This window comes from Pseudomonas sp. PDM20 (assembly GCF_014852575.3).
Lineage (GTDB): Bacteria > Pseudomonadota > Gammaproteobacteria > Pseudomonadales > Pseudomonadaceae > Pseudomonas.
Genome location: NZ_CM181224.1, coordinates 5,158,277 through 5,173,298, shown reverse-complemented (window position 1 = coordinate 5,173,298; position 15,022 = coordinate 5,158,277). Strand labels below are relative to the sequence as shown.

The following is a 15,022-nucleotide window of genomic DNA, read 5'->3' as shown; positions in this document are numbered from 1 at the left end:
GGCGTCTCGCTTTGCTCTGTCGATGGAAGTGGCGCTATTGATCATAATGTTGTCGATATTGCCAATCGTGTCCAGTCGATCCACCGCCGATACTGCGTCATCTCTCCTGACACGAGCCCCACCATGGCCCACCCCAACGCCCAGCTGATCGAACGTTTCTACCAGGCCTTCCAGCGTCGTGACGGCGAGGCCATGGCCGCCTGCTACAGCGCCGACGTGCAGTTCAGCGACCCGGTCTTCACCGACCTGCGCGGCACCGAGGCCGGTGACATGTGGCGCATGCTCACCGCCCGCGCCCAGGATTTCTCGCTGACCTACGAGGGCGTCGAGGCCGATGAGACGCGCGGTTCGGCACGCTGGGTGGCGTCCTACACCTTTACCCAGACTGGTCGGAAAGTGATCAATCACATCCGGGCACATTTCCACTTCCGCGACGGATTGATCTGTCAGCACGTGGACAGCTTCGATCTGTGGAAATGGTCCCGCCAGGCCCTCGGCGCCAAGGGTGCCCTGCTGGGTTGGGCGCCGCCGGTGCAGGGGGCGATCCGTGCCCAGGCCGCCAAAGGCCTGGCGGCGTACCGCGCACAACGGGTGGGGAAGGCCTGATCGCGGGCTTTCGGGCTCGCCCGTGGCGGCGGGATAGGCTTAAATGACAGGCGACTGAGAGCCGGACGCCGCCATGATCACACTTTTCCAGTTCCCGCCCGCCTTCAACGTACCCAACGTCAGCCCCTTCTGCCTGAAGCTGGAGACCTTCCTGCGCCTCGCCGGGCTGGAGTACCAGATCAAGCATGTGATGGACCCGCGCAAGGGGCCCAAGGGCAAGCTGCCGTTCATTACGCTGGACGGCAAGGCCGTCGCCGATACGGCGATCATCATGCGCACGCTGCAGCAGTACTACGAATTCGACCTCGACGCCGGCCTCGATGCCCGTGGCCGTGGCTGGGCGGTGTCGATCACCCGTCTGTGCGACGAGCACCTGGTGCCGTTGCTGGTGTACTTCCGCTGGCTCGACGAGCAGGGCTTCCGCCAGGTGAAGGACGTGATGTTCCGCGGCGTGCCCGGGCCGCTGCGACCGGTGGTAGGCGCGATGCTGCAGCGCAAGATTCGCGGCGACCTCAAGGGCCGCGGCCTGCTGCGCCACAGCCGCGAGGAGCTGCTGGGCTTCGCCCGTGACGACCTCGAAGCCCTGGACGGCATGCTTGGCGACCTGCCGTTCTTCGGCGGCGCCCAGCCGTGCAGCGCCGATGCGGCGACCTACGGCGTGCTGGCCAACCTGATCCTCAGCACCCTGGAAACCCCGCTCAACGACATGGCGCGCAGCTACGAGCGCCTGGTCGCCTACTGCGACCGCATGCAGGCGCGGGTCTGGGCGTCGTGACCGCCGCCGAACCCAAACCCTGGTTCGTCTACCTGGTGCGCGCCGAGAACGGCGCGCTGTACTGCGGCATCAGCGACGACGCGCAACGGCGCTTCGAAACCCATCGTACCGGCAAGGGCGCGCGCTTCTTCCATTCCAGCCCGGCCCAGGCGCTGGTCTATGTCGAGGCCTGCGCCGGCAAGGGCGACGCCCTGCGCCGCGAGCGCGCGATCAAGGCGCTGACCAAGAAGGCCAAGGAGCGCCTGGTGCTGGCCAATCCCTTCACCATCAGCGCCGTGGATGTCGTCCTATCCGAGGGATGAGGTAGGAGTCGTCCTACGTAAGGGTTAAGCTGCCGGACCACCTTCCGGCCGCTGGAGCCCCCCATGTCCGAGCTGATCCTGCACCACTACCCGACTTCGCCCTTCGCCGAAAAGGCGCGTCTGATGCTGGGCTTCAAGCAGCTGTCCTGGCGCTCGGTGACCATCCCGCCGCTGATGCCCAAGCCGGACCTCATGGCCCTCACCGGTGGCTACCGCAAGACCCCGGTGCTGCAGGTCGGCGCCGACATCTACTGCGACACCGCGCTGATCGCCCGCCGCCTGGAGCAGGAAAAGGCCGTGCCGGCGCTGTTCCCCGAAGGCCACGAATTCACCTCGGCCAGCTTCGCCCTGTGGGCCGATTCGGTGATCTTCCAGCATGCCGTCAGCCTGGTGTTCCAGCCCGAATCCATCGCCATGCGCTTCGGCAAGCTGCCGCCGCAGTTCCTCCAGGCCTTCGTCGCCGACCGCAGCCAGCTGTTCAGCGGCGGCACCGCCAGCAAGCTGCCGGCCGAGCAGGCCAAGCACCAGTGGCCGGCCTTCATGGCCCGCGTCGAGGAGCAACTGGCCCGCGAGGAGGGCGACTTCCTGTTCGGCGAGCCCTCCATCGCCGATTTCGCCCTGGCGCACTGCCTGTGGTTCCTCAAAGGCACGCCGGTCACCGCGCCGCTGGTGGACGATTACCCGTCGGTCGCTGCCTGGCTCGGCCGCGTCCTGGGCTTCGGCCACGGTGCCGCCAGCGAGATGAGCGCCGAGCAAGCCATCGCCGTGGCTCGAGACAGCCAGCCAGCGGCACTGCCGGAAGAGGCCTTCGTCGATCCCAACGGCTTCAAGGCCGGCCAGCGCGTGGTAATCGCTGCCACCGACTACGGCTGCGACCCGGTGGAAGGCGAGCTGCTGCACGCCGGGCTGGAAAGCCTGATCCTGCGCCGCGAAGACCCGCGCGCCGGGACCGTCCACGTGCACTTCCCGCGTATCGGCTTCAGCATCCGCCCGGCCTGAGTCCTGCCGGGCCGGGGCACTGCCGCGTCACCGGCGTACGCAGGCGCGGCAGGTTTTCGGCCATTTCGCGGAAGTGCTGCAGGCGCTCGTAGCAGAGCGCCATTTCCCCGCTGTTGCTGTTGTACCAGGCGTCCGGTGCGCCGCAGCTGACCAGCCGCAGGTTCAGCGGGCGCGGCGGGTGAAACAGGCGGAAGACCTCGTTGACCATCAACTGCAGGTGATCGCCGTCGCGCAGCAGGGCGATCAGCGGCCCGGCTTGCTCCGGGTTCATCGAAGGCGGGTCCCAGCTCAGGCGCCAGGCCGCGTGGTGCTGGATCGAGGACGTACGCCGGGTGTGCCGGATCCATTCGAACGCCTTGCTCGCCTGGCGGAACTCCCGGTCGCAGTAGACCGCCCGCTCATAGGGCAGACCGGTGAGCGGCGGCAGCCAGTCCAGCCGCGCCATGTCGCTGCCGTAGAGCAGGCAGGCGATGTTGTAGTAGCGCTGCTCGTCCAGCGGGTGACTGTCCCAGGCCAGCACCTGGTCCGGCGGCGGCTTGGGCGTCTGCCACTCCAGTCGCCAGTAATCGGCGATGTCCAGCAGGCGTGCGTCCACCTCGTCGCGCGGCAACCGGGCGTAGAGGTGGAACAGCAGGATGAAGCCGAGCTGGTCGGCCGCATCTTCCTCACGCCCGAGCACCGGCAGGTCGTACTCGGCAATCAGTACATGCCCCATCTCGTGCATCACGCTGAACTCGGCGTTGGCCAGCACGAAGCGTGCGACGTTGGGCGTCAGTGACGGGGGCGTCGGGTCGGCGAACAGGAGACGGGTGCAGAGCAGCAACAGCAGTGTCCAGTACGAGCAGTGCAACCGGGGATGCCCGGAGAGCGGAGACGCAGCGGCAGTGAAAGCAGGCAAGGCGGACATGGCGACCACCGCGAGCGAGAGGCGCCTGATCTGACTCTAGCAGCCATACTGCGCGGGCTGCGGGGCGCTTTGTCGGAAGACTGTGCGATGGTCGCTTGAGGCGTCTGGCGCGGGCGTCTATCGTCCAACCCTCCTTGCACGACACCCATGAACAACACCCAATGCACGAGAAAGGACGCCGCGCATGCACGCCTACGATATCGAACTGCTGAAATATTCCACGCCCGCCGCCGGGGAGGAGCTCCAGGGCTGGTGCTTCGGCCTGCCGCCGGGCATCACGCCCGCGCAATGGCCGCTGGACCCGGATACCGGCTACCCGCTGATGCACGGCTTCACCCTGCGCCTGCCCGAGGATTATCGGGTGCACGGGCCGGAGATCGTCGCGCTGAGCTTCTTCTCGCTGTCGCCGGACCAGAACGACGGCGGCCCGAGCACGGTGGACGGCATCGCCGAGCAGGTCGTCTCGCCGGGCGAGCAGCCGCCGGCCGATCCGCACCTGCTGCCGTTCTGGCAAGCCGGCCGCGCCAGCCACCCGCGCCTGCACCGCATGGAGGACATCCTCGGCGGCGGCTACGCCGTGATCCTGCTGACCGAAGCCGAATTCAACGGCGCCGCGTGCCTGCCGCCGCAACTGCCCACGGGCAATCCACTGCTGGCGCAGACGGCCGCGCCACAATGGCTGGTGTCGGGTTCGGCGAGCACCTTCGACACCACCATGAAGGAAGGCGACTACCTGTTCGGCCTGTTCGGCGGCATTCCCCAGCCGGGGCTGGAGACGCGGTACCTGCTGCGCTGGACCCCGCGCGCCAGCGACCCCAATGCCGGGATCAAGCCCGACGAGTACGGCGAGACGGACTACCAGCAGTTCTACTACTGGGAGAACGACGACATCCATCGCGACAACTACCGCGAGCACGCCTGGAGCCTGGGCCACCAGCCCAACCACATCGGCGGCACCATGCGCTCGGTGCAGGGCATGCCGGACATCAGCGCCTACTACATCGGTTTCGAGGAATACCTGGGTGGCTACAACTTCGGCACCGGCAACGCGCAGCTGGATTTCCGCGACATGAAGATCGACTGGGCCTGCTGAGGGGGCCCGCTCCTACAGGAAAGAACATTTGCCGTGGCTACAAAAAAGCCCATCGCGAGATGGGCTTTTTCGTCAGCGCACGGACCTCAGTCCTTGCGGCGCTTGAGCTGGTCCTGCAACTGGGTTGGCAGGCCGCGGATGATCAGCATGTCGCGGGCCTCGTCGTACTCCACCTTGCTGCCCAGCAGGTGCGCCTCGAAGCTGATCGACAGCCCCTCGGCGCGGCCGGTGAAGCGGCGGAACTGGTTGAGGGTGCGCTTGTCCGCCGGGATCTCCGGCGACAGGCCGTAGTCCTTGTTGCGGATGTAGTCGTAGAAGGCGCGCGGCGCCTGGTCGTCCATCAGCTCGGAGAGCGCGTCCAGGGCCATCGGCTCGCCGATCTTGGCCTGGCTGGTGGCGTAGTCCACCAGCACGTCGGTCTTCTCGCGGGCCTGTTCTTCGGGCAGGTCTTCGCTCTCCACGAAGTCGCTGAAGGCCTTGAGCAGGGTGCGGGTTTCGCTCGGGCCGTCGACGCCCTCGGTGCAACCGATGAAGTCGCGGAAGTAGTCTGAGACCTTCTTGCCGCCCTTGCCCTTGATGAACGAGATGTACTGCTTGGACGTCTTGTTGTTCTGCCACTCCGAGATATTGATCCGCGCGGCCATATGCAGCTGGCCCAGGTCCAGGTGGCGCGACGGGGTCACTTCCAGAGCGTCGGTCACCGCCACGCCTTCGCTGTGGTGCAGCAGGGCGATGGACAGGTAGTCGGTCATGCCCTGCTGGTAATGGCAGAACAGCACGTGGCCGCCGGTGGAGAGGTTGGATTCTTCCATCAGCGTCTTCAGGTGTTCCACCGCCTGCTTGGAGAAGGCGACGAAGTCCTTGCCGTTGTCCAGGTACTCGCTCAGCCAGCCGCTGAACGGGTAGGCGCCGGACTCGCCCTGGAACAGGCCCCAGGCCTTGTTCGGCTTGGCGTTGTAGCTCTCGTTGAGGTCGGCCATCAAGTTCTCGATGGCCTGGGAGTCGCCCAGCTCGGCGTCGCGCGCGTGCAGCGTCGCGGGGTTGCCGTCGGGCTTCTTGTCGATCAGGTGGACGATGGCGTGACGAATCGGCATGGCGGACCCGGATGTTCAGTGCCGGCGGCGCCGCACGCATCGAAGCGGCGGCGGGGCGGGCGGATTGGAAAACGCCAGAGTTTACCCGACCCGGCGCCGGGATGCGCGACGCTTACCAGCGGACCGGTGGCAGGCGGCGGGTATGAAAGATGCGCAGCACCTGCAAGCGGCCTCCGCGAATACGGTAGGGGATCAGGTAGGGATGGCTGCTCATCGCCCATTCGCGCGTGCCAGGCACGCGGCCCTCCCGGCCGGCGGCAGGATTGGCGGCGAGCAAAGCGACGTCGGTCAGCACGGCGCTGGCGAAGGCCCGCGCCGCTGCGGGGTTGTCCTGGGCGATATAGCTGGCTTCGGTATCGAGGTTGCGCAGGGCATTGCGCAGCCACTCAATCCGCATCGCGCGCCCATTTGTTGAGGATGGCCTTCACCTCGGCGTCGCTGGCGAAGTCACCGGCATCCGCCTCCGCTATCGCCTGCTGGATTTCGCCGATCTGCCAGGATTCGCGGTTCAGGTATTCCTCCAGCGCCTGGGCGGCGAGGAAGTTCTTGCTGCGGCCAGTGGCCTCGGCCAGCTTGGCGAGGGTTTCGGACTGATCGTCCGACAGGCGCAGGGACATGATGGGCATGGAGCACCTCATGTGTAGTGGCTTTGGGTGTAGTGGCTTGCACTACAAGATACTACAACCTACTACAGGTGCTGCGTGCGTCCGTCGGCTGCAGTGGATTCCGAAATCGCCATCGGCTCAATCCGCCGGCACCAAGCCTTCGTCGCGCTCACGGCGATTGCGGCGCAGCTGGCGCAGGCGGCGGATTACATAGTTCAGGTGCAGGTGCAGCTCGTACAGCTCGTTGTAGTAGGACAGCGGCACCTCGACCTTGGCCAGTTCGGCCTCCAACTGCTCCAGGCGCTCGATCTCGGTGCTCAGCTCGGCGCTGCCGGTGCGCTCGTCCAGGCGCCGGTCGATCTCGCGCAGGTAGCGGTACCACCGGTAGATGCGCGCACGGATGCGCCAGCGATACAGCGGGCCGATGGACTTGAGCAACGGGATGAGGATGGCGATGAAGGGGATCAGCAGGATGATGTAGCGGTCCGCCAGCGAGGCGATGCGGAACGGCAGGAAGCGCTGCAGCAGCGGCGGGCCGCTCTTGTAGTAGCGCTCGGCGTCTTCCTGCAGGGCCAGTGTGCGCGGCTCGGCGCTGGGGAAGGCGCCGGCTGCGTCGAGCAGGGTGCCGCTCTTCATCACCGCACGCGCGGCTTCGAGGATCAGCGGGGTGAGCGCCGGGTGGAAGTCGCCGTTGACCACCAGGGTGGCGACCGGCGAGAGGGTCGCAAGGTCCTCGTCCGGCACGTTCTGCGCCAGGTTCAGCAGGCCCTCGCTGACTTCCACGCGCTTGAGGAAGGGAATCCGCGCCTCGTAGGCATGGGCGCGGCGAAACCCGGTGAGCTTGAGCTCGGAGCTCGCCGCCAGGCGCTGGATCAGCGGGTTCTCCGCCGGACCGACGAAGAAGGCGGCGTCCAGTTCGCCGGCCAGCAACTGGTTGGCCACCGCGTTGCCGCCGTGCGCTTGCCAGCCGGCAGGCAGGGGATCGGTGGGAATCTCGTTGGCCTTGAGGATGGCCTCGGTCACCGCCTCGGTGCCGCTGCCTGAACCACCGATGGCGACGCGCAGGGCGAGCAGGTCGGCCAGGCGGTCGATCTTCGCCTCGCGGCGCTGGAACAGCCACAGCGGCTCCTGGAACATCGCGCCGAGGGTTTGCAGGTGCGCGCGCTGCTTGGGTTCGAGCTGTTGCTCCTGGCCACTTTGCACCAGCGTCAGGTCCACGCCGCTCTTGCCGTCCAGCAGCTTGCCGAGGTTGTCGCGGGAACCTGCGGTGCGTACCAGCTGCAGGTCGAAGCCCTGCTTGGCGAGTTCCTCCTTCAGCCGTTGGCCGAACACCGCGTAGCCGCCACCCGGCGCGCCGGTGGCCAGGGTGGCGCTCATCGGTGGCGGCGGCGCGACGAAGTAGAAGACCGCGGCGACCAGTGCGGCCAGCACCGGCACCAGCCAGAGGTTGGCGCGGACCAGGATGGCAAGGTCCTTGAGCATGTTCAGAAGGCGTTGCATGGGGAGTCCTTGTGACGACGTGCTGTCCTGAAAAGATAGCCAGCCTGGACGCTGGTGAATGACGGGTGACGAATCAGGTGTTTCCGAACCGCCTGCACGGCGGCTCCGTGGCGCATGAGTTTCCCTGTAGGAGCGGGCCATGCCCGCGATCCGCCGGCAAGGCCGGCGAATCCGCCATCGGCAGGGCGCAAACCGCTATCATCGCAAGCCTCGAAACACGGCTGCGGACTTCACGGCATGCGCATTCTCCACACCTCCGACTGGCACCTGGGCCAGCATTTCATGGGCAAGAGCCGCGAGGCCGAGCACCAGGCGTTCTGCGCCTGGCTGGTCGAACAGGTGCGCGAGCAGGCCGTGGACGCGGTAATCATCGCTGGCGACGTGTTCGATACCGGCGCGCCGCCCAGCTATGCCCGTGAGCAGTACAACCGCTTCATCGTCGAGCTGCGCGATACCGGCGCGCGTCTGGTGGTGCTGGGTGGCAACCACGACTCGGTGGCGATGCTGGAGGAGTCCCGCGACCTGCTGGCCTGCCTGGATACCCAGGTGATTGCCGCCGTCGGCACTGACCTCGATCGCCAGTTGCTGGTGCTGCCGCAACGTGACGGCCAGCCCGGCGCCATCCTCTGCGCGATTCCCTTCATCCGTCCGCGCGACGTGCTCACCAGTCAGGCCGGGCAGAGCGCGCAGGACAAGCAACTGGCCCTGCAGCAGGCGATCCAGACGCATTACCGCAAGCTGTTCGAGCGCGCAGAGGCGCAGCGCGAACAGCTTGGCCGGCACCTGCCGATCATCGCCACCGGCCACCTCACCACCGTTGGCGCCAGCGCCAGCGAGTCGGTGCGGGAAATCTACGTCGGCACCCTGGAGGCTTTCCCCACCAGCGCCTTCCCGGCGGCGGACTACATCGCTCTCGGCCATATCCACCGGCCGCAGAAGGTCGGCGGCCTGGAGCACATCCGCTATTGCGGCTCGCCCATCGCGCTGAGCTTCGACGAGGCGACCCAGGGCAAGGAAGTGCTGCTGGTGGACCTGGATGACAGCGGCCTGCAAAGCGTCACCGCACTGCCGGTGCCGCGCTTCCAGCCGCTGAAGTCGGTGTCCGGCAGCCTCGCCGAGCTGCCCGCCGAACTGGCCCGCGTCGCCCGCGAAGGCAGCGCGGAGCAGCCGGTCTGGCTGGAAGTCATGGTGCACACCGACGACTACCTGACCGACATCCAGCTGCGCGTCGAGAAGCTCTGCGAGGAGCTGCCGGTGATCGTCCTGCGCACCCGTCGCGAGCGCGGCACCACGCAGGCGGCGCTGTTCAGCGAAGCCAGGGAAACCCTCGACGAACTCAGCCCCGAAGACGTGTTTCGCCAGCGCCTGGACGCCGAGGACCTGGAGGCGCCGCTGCGCGAGCGCCTGACCGGGCTCTACCGACAGGTCGTGGCCGATCTGCAGGAGGAGCACCCGTGAGAATCCTCAGCCTGCGCCTGAAGAACCTCAACTCGCTCAAGGGCGAATGGAAGATCGACTTCACCGCCGAGCCCTTCGCCGGCAACGGCCTGTTCGCCATCACCGGGCCGACCGGGGCGGGCAAGACCACGCTGCTCGATGCCATCTGCCTCGCCCTGTACCACCGCACGCCGCGCATGAGCGTGCTGTCGCAGAGCGGCAACGAACTGATGACCCGGCACACCGCCGACTGCCTTGCCGAAGTGGAATTCGAGGTGAAGGGCCAGCCTTACCGCGCCTTCTGGAGCCAGCGCCGCGCCCGCGACAAGGCCGAAGGTGCATTGCAGGCGCCAAAGGTGGAGCTGGTGCGCATCGACCGCGCCACCGGTGAAGGGCAGATTCTCACCGACAAGATCAACGACAAGCTCAAGCAGACCGAAACGCTCACCGGCCTCGACTTCGAGCGCTTCACCAAGTCCATGCTGCTGGCCCAGGGCGGTTTCGCCGCCTTCCTCGAGGCCAACGCCAACCAGCGCGCGGAGCTGCTGGAGGAGCTCACCGGTACCGAAATCTACGGGCTGATTTCCCAGCGTGTATTCGAGCGCACTCGTGAAGTACGCGGCGCGCTGGACCAGTTGCGCGCCCGCGCCGAAGGCTTCGAGCTGCTCAGCGCCGAACAACGCGGCGAACTGGAACAGCAAGGCCGCGACGCCGCCGTGCAGGAAACCGCCTTGCAGGCCCAGCATGCAGCACTCCAGGCACAACGCCGCTGGCGCGAAGACCTGACCCGCGCGCAGCAGCAGGTCGAGCAGGCCGGTGCGAAAGAGGCAGGCGCGCGCCAGGCGCTGGAGCAGGCGCAACCCGATCTGCAACGCCTGGCGGACAGCGAGCCCGCCGCACGACTGCAACCGCTTTACCAGGCCTGGCGCAGCACCCACGAGAGCGCTGAACTGGGCCGTGCGGCGCTGGAGGACAATCGCACACAGCAGGCGTCCAACCGTGAAGCAGTCGCCCAGGCTCTGTGGGCGTCCAGTCAGTACGCGCAGCAGATGCTGGCTGCGCGCGAGGGCGAGCACAAGGCTGTCAGCGAACAACACCAGGAGCTGCAGGCGCGTCTGGCGCAGCATCCGCAGCGCGCGAAACTGGGAGAACTGCTCGGCGGCTGGCGCGCGCAATTCGCCCAGCGCTCGCGTCTGGCTCAGGCCATTGCCGATCTGCAGCGGCAGACGCAGGCAGCCGACCAGGCATTGCAGAACGCGACCGCGCAGCGGCAGACGCTGCAGGGCACCGTCGCCTTCATGCAGCAGCAGATCGACACGGCCGGCACGCAGGAGCGTCAGCACCAGCAGCAGCTCGATGCCTTGCTGGGCGGCGCAACTGAAACGGACCTGCGTGAACGCCTGCAACAGGCGCAACTGCATAGCCGTGGGCTGGACCGTCTGGAGCAACTGGCCCAGGCCCGCGCCCAGGCTGCTGCGCAGCTGGCACGCTGGCAGCCCGAACTGGATGCGCTGCGCCAGAAAAGAACCGAGCGCGACACAGCCATCGTCGCGCTGCGCGAGCGTTATCAGGCGACCAAGCAGCAGGTCGCCGACAAGGAAAAACTCCTGCAGCAGGAGCAGCGCATCCACCAGCTGGAGCATCTGCGCGCGCAGTTGCAGCCCGGCGAGGCCTGCCCGTTGTGCGGCTCGCCGGAGCACCCGGCGGTGGCGGCCTACCAGGCGCTGGATGTTTCCTCCACGCAGTCAGCGCTGGAGCACGCACGTCAGCAGCTGGCCGAGCTGGAAAGCCAGGGCATCGCCCTGCGGGGCGAGCTGGCCGGACTGGATGCGCAAGTGCAGCAGGGACAGCGCCAGCTGGACGAAGCCCAGGCCGCGTTGGCGCAGCACCAGCAGGGTTGGCAGCAACAGTGTGAAGCACAGGGCATTGCGCTGAAGGACGATCAGCAGCTCAGCGCCGAGCGTGAGCGCCATGAAGCTTTGCAGGCTGCCTTGCAGCAGCAACTGAAGGCGCTGGAAGCGCTTCGGGTTCAGCTCCAGCAGGCGCAGCAGCAACGCCAGCGCGCCGAGCGCGATCACGCCGAAGCCGCACAGCAGCTGGCACTCTTCGAGCAGCAACAAACCCACGAACGCCAGCGCCAGGAAGAGCGCGCGCAGCAACTCGCGGTGCAGCGTACTGACCTGCAACAGCAGGACCAGACACTGGCCACCACGCTGGGCGAACTGGGCTACAGCGTGCCGGACGACGGAGAGCAATGGCTTGCCGAGCGCACCGCGCAATGGCAGCAATGGCAGCAGGACCAGCAGCGTGGCCAGGAACTGGCTGCGGCCGAGCGCGACGCCGAACAGGCTGCCCGCGCGGTGCAACAGATCGCCGCGCAATGGCAGCAGCGTTGGCAGGCGGCTGGCTTCGATGCGCGCCAGCCGCTGGCGATTCACGCAACTCCACAACAGGCATTGGTACAGGCCGAGGAGCAGCTGGCTGCCGCCCAGCGTCAGGCCGATGCCTTGCAAGGGCGCGAGCAGTCGCTGGCGGAACGGCTGGAGCAGGAGCAGGCGCGCCTTGCCGAGCGCCTGGCGAGTTGGCAGCAGGCACTGGCGGTGAGCCCCTTCGCCGATGAGGCGACCTACCTCGCCGCGCTGCTGGATGATGTGCGGCGCAGCGAACTCAGTGAACTGCGCCAGCGTCTGGAAACGGCCATCACCGAAGCCGTTACCCTGCGCGCGGCCGCGAATCAGGACGTCGAGCGCCTGCAGGCCGAGCCCCATGGCGAACACGCGCTGGAGGAACTCGACGAGCAGCTGCAAGCGCTCGCCACTCAGCTGCGCGAACTCGGCCAGCGCCAGGGCGAGATTCGTGCCCAGCTGCAAGGCGACGACAATCGCCGCGCCAGCCAGCAGAGCCTGTTTGCGGAAATCGCCCGGCAGGAAGAGGAACATGATCTCTGGCAGCGCCTCAACAGCCTGATCGGCGCCTCCGACGGTGCGCGCTACCGGCGTTTCGCCCAGGGCCTGACCCTCGACCACCTGGTGCACCTCGCCAACCGCCAGCTGCAGCGCCTGCACGGTCGCTACCAGCTGGCCCGACGCAGCGACGGCGAGCTGGAACTGGAAGTGGTGGACACCTGGCAGGGCGACACCGCGCGTGACTGCAAGACGCTGTCGGGCGGCGAGAGCTTTCTGGTCAGCCTGGCCTTGGCGCTGGCGCTGTCCGACCTGGTCAGCCACAAGACCAGCATCGATTCGCTGTTCCTCGACGAAGGCTTCGGCACCCTCGACGGCGAGACCCTGGAGGTGGCGCTGGATGCCCTCGACAGCCTCAACGCCACGGGCAAGACCATCGGCGTGATCAGTCACGTCGAGGCGTTGAAGGAACGTATTCCGGTGCAACTCAAGGTACACAAGGGCGTCGGCATGGGTTACAGCCAGCTCGACGCACGCTTCCGTTTCAACCCCGAGCGATCCGCGCCGGAGAAAGCCTGATGGACACGCCCGTGCGCCACTGCGAAGAGAACGATCTACCCGACTGGATCGACCTGCGCCTGCAACTCTGGCCGGGCGATCACGCGGAAGAGTTCGTCGAGGAGGCACGCGACATCCTCGTGCAGCCGCAGCGCTATGGCGCGTGGCTGGCCCGCGATGAAACGGGCAGGGCGCTCGGATTGGCGGAAGCCTCGGTGCGCAGCGATTACGTGAATGGCACGGACGGCTCGCCCGTGCTGTTTCTCGAAGGCATCTACGTGCGTGAGGACGCTCGCCGGCAAGGCGTGGCGCGGGCTCTGGTGCGCGCGGTACAGGCCTGGGGCCTTGCGCGCGGCTGTGTGGATTTCGCCTCCGATGCGGCGCTGGACAACAGCGTCAGTCATGCCTTGCATCGTGCCCTGGGCTTCGTCGAAACCGAGCGGGTCGTGTACTTCCGCAAGCCCCTCCACGATTGATCCACATCAGTCGGAACGCGAGCGCGGCACTGCGGTCAACTTGCAATCGACGTCAGGCGAGATAGGCTCAAGACCGCGTAAGTCAGCCGTTCCCGCCCGGGTCGGCATCCACAGGTATCGTGATCTTTCGTAGAGGTGATTTGTGATGAAGCAATCCGCATCGGCTCCGAAGAAACCCGCAGCGGCCAAACCCGCCGCGAAGCCGGCTGCGAAAGCGGCCAACAAACCTGCCGCAAAACCCGCTGCTGCCAAGCCGGCCGCCAAGCCTGCTGCCAGCAAACCTGCCGCCAAGACTGCCGCGGCCAAGCCCGCCACCAAGGCCTCCGCTGCCAAGCCAGCCGCTGCCAAACCGGCTGCTGCCAAGGCCGCTCCGCGCCGCGCCCCTGCGCTGGCCACGCCGTCGGACCTGAGCAAGAACGCCACCCGCGATCTGTCGGCGGCGCTCAACCGCCTGCTGGCGGATGTCTTCGCGCTGTACCTGAAGACCAAGAACTTCCACTGGCATGTGAGCGGTCCGCACTTCCGCGACTACCACCTGCTGCTGGATGACCACGCCACCGAAATCTTCGCGATGACCGACGCCATCGCCGAGCGCAACCGCAAGATCGGCGGCAACACCATCCGCTCCATCGGCCATATCTCGCGGCTGAAGCGCATCCTCGACAACGATGCCGAGTTCGTCCAGCCGCTGGACATGCTGGCCGAGCTGCAGGAGGACAACAAATCGCTGACTTCATACATGCGTGAAGTGCACGATTTGTGCGATGAGTACCATGACATCGCCACCGCCAGCCTGATCGAGAACTGGATCGACGAGACCGAGCAGCGCACCTGGTTCCTCTTCGAGACCAGCCGCCGGGGTGACAACACCGGCCACTGATCCTGGTGCCGGCAATGGAAAAAGGCCCCGCGAGGGGCCTTTTTCGTTACTGCGCCGCCGTGGGCGGGCTCTGCCAGAAGGTGGAGAACTCCTCGAACGGATAGCGCGTTCCGTCGTAGCTGACGGTGGTGCGCACGGTCTTCGGTGCGCCAACGTCGTCGCCTTCGTGCTCGCGCTGCACCTTCGACGTCACGATCAGGTCGGCGTAGCCGTGGTGACTGTCCTTGCCCATGGCCAGGGTGAGTTGCGAGCGCTCGATGACCAGCTTGTCGGCTCCACCGCAGACCACGCCTTCGAGCGTCGTCCACTGCCGCAGGTAGGTGCGGAACACCTCCTTGAGCTGGTCACCTTGCGGCGCGTAGAGGCTGAAGTCGTCATAGGACCAGGCGTCCGGGCAGCTTGCGCCGCGCGCCACGCTGCCGATGATCAGGCCGAAGCCGCGCACCTCCGGCGCCAGGCGATAGCGTGCGGTGTCGAGCCACAGGCTGGAGCTGTCGATCTCCACCATGGCGTCCTCGCCGATGCTGTCGTCGCTGCGCGTCACCAGTTTGCCGCTTTGTGTGTCGAGCTGGCCGACCAGCAGGTTCAGGTTGCGCTCGCCCGGTTCGGCCTTGTCGCCCGCCGCGCTGTAGGCGACTGCAATCACCTTCAGCTTCGGGTCGTCCGGCCAGGGCTTGCACGCAGCGGCTACTACGGGTGTTGCCGCTCCGGTCTCCGGTGCCTGCCAGCCCTGCTGGCCGAGCAGCCCGGCCAGGGTCTGCAGGGTGGCTGCGTCGCAAGGCTGCGCGGTGCGCTCCGCTGCGCCGGCGCTGGCGGCGAGGGTCAGCAGCGCGGCGCAGGTCCATTTCCCTATGGGGTACATCGGGTGCTCCTTGGGTTGATCGAGG

15 protein-coding genes are annotated in these 15,022 nt (G+C 66.9%); 9 read left to right on the top strand and 6 right to left on the bottom strand.

Translation table 11 applies throughout. The annotated features are described in order from the left end of the window. Nucleotides 1-123 precede the first annotated feature (123 nt). From IB261_RS23815 to IB261_RS23800, 4 genes are all read left to right on the top strand, one after another. Nucleotides 124-606, top strand: coding sequence for a nuclear transport factor 2 family protein (locus IB261_RS23815; protein ID WP_192381018.1), 483 nt, complete (start codon nucleotides 124-126; stop codon nucleotides 604-606). A gap of 73 nt (nucleotides 607-679) precedes the next feature. Next, the gene (locus tag IB261_RS23810) at nucleotides 680-1,381 is read left to right on the top strand and encodes a glutathione S-transferase C-terminal domain-containing protein (protein WP_192381019.1); all 702 of its coding nucleotides are present in this window, start codon (nucleotides 680-682) and stop codon (nucleotides 1,379-1,381) included. After that, nucleotides 1,378-1,683, top strand: a complete 306-nt coding sequence (locus tag IB261_RS23805) for a GIY-YIG nuclease family protein (RefSeq protein WP_151188164.1) — start codon at nucleotides 1,378-1,380, stop codon at nucleotides 1,681-1,683. Before IB261_RS23810 ends, IB261_RS23805 begins: the two co-directional genes overlap by 4 nt. 63 nt (nucleotides 1,684-1,746) lie before the next feature. Continuing rightward, nucleotides 1,747-2,682: a glutathione S-transferase family protein gene (locus IB261_RS23800; RefSeq protein ID WP_081516095.1), complete on the top strand. Its 936-nt coding sequence runs from the start codon at nucleotides 1,747-1,749 to the stop codon at nucleotides 2,680-2,682. Here IB261_RS23800 and IB261_RS23795 read toward each other — a convergent pair. Further along, a complete protein-coding gene (locus IB261_RS23795; RefSeq protein ID WP_225605906.1) occupies nucleotides 2,663-3,589 on the bottom strand; it encodes a DUF4344 domain-containing metallopeptidase in 927 nt (308 codons plus the stop codon). The genes IB261_RS23800 and IB261_RS23795 overlap by 20 nt on opposite strands. Before the next feature lie 184 nt (nucleotides 3,590-3,773). Here IB261_RS23795 and IB261_RS23790 point away from each other — a divergent pair, with 184 nt between their 5' ends. Further along, on the top strand, nucleotides 3,774-4,682 hold the full coding sequence (locus tag IB261_RS23790; RefSeq protein ID WP_192381020.1) for a hypothetical protein: 909 nt from the start codon (nucleotides 3,774-3,776) through the stop codon (nucleotides 4,680-4,682). Between the two features lie 86 nt (nucleotides 4,683-4,768). Here IB261_RS23790 and yejK read toward each other — a convergent pair whose 3' ends face one another. From yejK to IB261_RS23770, 4 genes are all read right to left on the bottom strand, one after another. Then, nucleotides 4,769-5,776, bottom strand: coding sequence for a nucleoid-associated protein YejK (gene yejK, locus IB261_RS23785; protein ID WP_081516091.1), 1,008 nt, complete (start codon nucleotides 5,774-5,776; stop codon nucleotides 4,769-4,771). A 112-nt stretch (nucleotides 5,777-5,888) separates the two neighbouring features. Further along, complete coding sequence (locus IB261_RS23780) at nucleotides 5,889-6,173, bottom strand: type II toxin-antitoxin system RelE/ParE family toxin (protein ID WP_192381021.1); 285 nt, start codon at nucleotides 6,171-6,173, stop codon at nucleotides 5,889-5,891. Beyond that, entirely contained in the window at nucleotides 6,163-6,402 is a 240-nt protein-coding gene (locus tag IB261_RS23775) for a CopG family ribbon-helix-helix protein (protein ID WP_151188162.1), read from the bottom strand. Before IB261_RS23775 ends, IB261_RS23780 begins: the two co-directional genes overlap by 11 nt. A gap of 117 nt (nucleotides 6,403-6,519) precedes the next feature. Further along, on the bottom strand, nucleotides 6,520-7,881 hold the full coding sequence (locus tag IB261_RS23770; protein WP_192381022.1) for a TAXI family TRAP transporter solute-binding subunit: 1,362 nt from the start codon (nucleotides 7,879-7,881) through the stop codon (nucleotides 6,520-6,522). A gap of 237 nt (nucleotides 7,882-8,118) precedes the next feature. On the opposite strand from IB261_RS23770, the gene sbcD reads away from it, so the two are divergent. The 4 genes from sbcD to IB261_RS23750 all read left to right on the top strand — a co-directional run bounded on the left by sbcD (nucleotide 8,119) and on the right by IB261_RS23750 (nucleotide 14,135). Beyond that, a complete protein-coding gene (gene sbcD / locus IB261_RS23765) occupies nucleotides 8,119-9,339 on the top strand; it encodes an exonuclease subunit SbcD (protein ID WP_192381023.1) in 1,221 nt (406 codons plus the stop codon). Beyond that, nucleotides 9,336-12,800, top strand: a complete 3,465-nt coding sequence (locus tag IB261_RS23760; protein ID WP_192381024.1) for an SbcC/MukB-like Walker B domain-containing protein — start codon at nucleotides 9,336-9,338, stop codon at nucleotides 12,798-12,800. Before sbcD ends, IB261_RS23760 begins: the two co-directional genes overlap by 4 nt. Beyond that, entirely contained in the window at nucleotides 12,800-13,255 is a 456-nt protein-coding gene (gene aac(6') / locus IB261_RS23755; RefSeq protein WP_151188158.1) for an aminoglycoside 6'-N-acetyltransferase, read from the top strand. Before IB261_RS23760 ends, aac(6') begins: the two co-directional genes overlap by 1 nt. Nucleotides 13,256-13,400: 145 nt before the next feature. Then, nucleotides 13,401-14,135 (top strand): Dps family protein, encoded by a 735-nt coding sequence (locus tag IB261_RS23750; protein WP_192381025.1) that lies wholly within the window; start codon nucleotides 13,401-13,403, stop codon nucleotides 14,133-14,135. Between the two features lie 46 nt (nucleotides 14,136-14,181). Here IB261_RS23750 and IB261_RS23745 read toward each other — a convergent pair whose 3' ends face one another. Then, entirely contained in the window at nucleotides 14,182-14,997 is an 816-nt protein-coding gene (locus tag IB261_RS23745; RefSeq protein WP_192223983.1) for a PA3715 family protein, read from the bottom strand. Nucleotides 14,998-15,022 lie beyond the last annotated feature (25 nt).